The organism is Calothrix rhizosoleniae SC01, from assembly GCF_900185595.1.
Classification (GTDB): Bacteria; Cyanobacteriota; Cyanobacteriia; order Cyanobacteriales; family Nostocaceae; genus Calothrix_A; species Calothrix_A rhizosoleniae.
Genome location: NZ_FYBH01000327.1, coordinates 1 through 2,315 on the forward strand (window position 1 = coordinate 1; position 2,315 = coordinate 2,315).

At 38.9% G+C, this 2,315-nt stretch carries 1 protein-coding gene; it reads right to left on the reverse strand.

Annotation, left to right across the window (positions count from 1 at the left end; genetic code table 11):
- Positions 1-219: 219 nt before the first annotated feature.
- Positions 220-1,485, reverse strand: a complete 1,266-nt coding sequence (locus tag CALSC_RS19900; protein WP_088243020.1) for a glycosyltransferase family 4 protein — start codon at positions 1,483-1,485, stop codon at positions 220-222.
- Between the last annotated feature and the right edge of the window lie 830 nt (positions 1,486-2,315).

A 2,315-nucleotide genomic window follows, 5' to 3' on the forward strand; every position in this document is an offset into this window, starting at 1 on the left:
GAGGGTTAAATAGGCGCTTCTGGGAGCCTTTTAGCAAAGTGTCAAATATTACTTCTATATGACCGCTTACTTAGGAATTGCCTTTTTCCTTTTAAATTAAAGCTTTAATTCAACTTAGAGTTTCAAAATAAGCGAACGCCGAGTAATAAAATGTAGGCTGGGTAGAACGAAGTGAAACCCAGCCTACACATCTTATGAACCTCAGTTTGATTGTGAGGCTCAAGCCAATAACACCACTTCTTTAGCTACTGGTTGCAAAATTTGCGTATATAATTCCGACAACTGAGCTGCTACCCCATGCCAGCTAAACTTACTTTCAACCCTTTTCCTGCCTGCCATACCCAATTTATCGCCCCATTGTGGATCGCTCAAAATCCGGTCAATTGCCACAGCAAAAGCATCTGCATCCTTAGGTGGTGCTAATAAACCAGTCTCTTCATTGACAACGGTAAACTGAAGTCCACCCACATCACTAGCTACTACTGGAGTCCGACTTGCCATAGCTTCAATTGCCACTAATCCAAAAGGTTCGTAATGGCTAGGAACAACGCAAACATCGGCAGCTGCGTAGTAAGTCGGGAGAATTTCTTGACTCAGACGACCGGGAAACTGTGTCATTTCACCCATACCTAATTCCCCAACTATTTTCTCAATCCGATCGCGTTCCTTCCCATCACTATGACCAGGACGACTACCACCACCAATAATCAATTGCATGTTTTCCGATTGGCGCAACTGAGATTTACCGATGGCACGGACTAGGGTTTCTATACCTTTACGGGGATCAAAACGCCCTACGTATAAAACTAGTTTGGTTTGGGGATCAATGCCCAACTGTGCCCTCGCTTCTTGCCTATCCACACCACCAAACAAGTGAATATTCGTCCCACAGGGAATAATATCAATATTACCTTTGGTGGAAACAAGCGATCGCATGTGTTCTTGTTCCTGAGGACTAGTTGCCACAACCGTATGTGCTGTTTCTAATACTTGTTTTTCTATTGCCAACCGCATATTGGCGATCGCAGGTATTTTCTTAATTGTGTTGTACTTGACTACCCCTAAGGAATGATATGTATGAACCAGCTTGCTTCCTTGCATTTCCTGCAGTTGCATTCCTACCCACCCCGACAGCCAATAATTTGTATGAATCAACGGATATGTAATCCCATTTTCTTGTTGGAATTCCAGCAGATTGTTCACAAATTCCGGTAGGTATTCAAAAATACGATCCCGTGGCACAAATTCTGTAGAACCAGCTTCTAAACGGATTGTGCGACAGTTGGGATGATGGTTGACGATCTTATCTTGTTCTGAGTTTACCCTGCGCGTAAACATATCCACTTGCCATCCCAATCTCGCTAGTGACTCGCCCACATGACGCACATACACGTTTTGCCCACCAGCTTCTTCTTTCCCTATTTCAATTGCCGGATCTCCATGAACTGAAATCAAGGCAATATGTCGTTTATTTCCGGGTTCCATTGTTTGTTTCTTTCTTTTTCACACAGTATGGTTAAATGCCAATTTTTCTTTTTCCCCACACACCTTAACTATGGCAAAAGTTTAATTAATTTTTATTTATTTTTAATTATATCATTTATTCGCGACCAATTATGGCAACCATCAATATTTTTGTACCATGATGATTTGATTTATCTATGTATTTTCTCGAATATCAACTATGAGAACATCTAGGATATTTTGATTTTATTTATGAACACTTTGTTGATGGATATTCAAGTATCTCATGGAGGAAAATTGAAAATGCTTCTTGTATAGGAGCTATCTGAACTAAATTCCCAGGGATTAAATTCTCTATCAATTAATCAAACAAATAATACCAATTTTATTTTTGTTGGCCACAGATGGAAAGGAGAAAAAGCTTATGCAGTAAGTCTTACACAATCCACAATCTTTTGACTGAGCGCTCACGACGAAGTCTAAAATATAAAATTAAAAATGGTATAAGCTTCTCTTCCTGAACTCAAATTCTTGTTATCTATGGTTTATCGCATCTGTTATTCTATATATTGAGACCAATTTATGAGATCGGAAATGAATAATTTTCTTAATTTATATATGATGAAGCGTACCGTAATCCAATGTTAATTAATTCAAAACAGTCAAGTAATCATGACATTACTTGTAAATTTAAATTAATTGCATAGATTTATGTCTATTTATTTAATAAAAAATAAAGATTATCCCGCAGCCATCCGATTTTGATACCAAGTTGCTTTCAAAGATAGTCTGCATGTCATTGCGATAGTCGCGGAGCGGAAGGAAGCAATCTCACCAACTAAGTAGGTTGG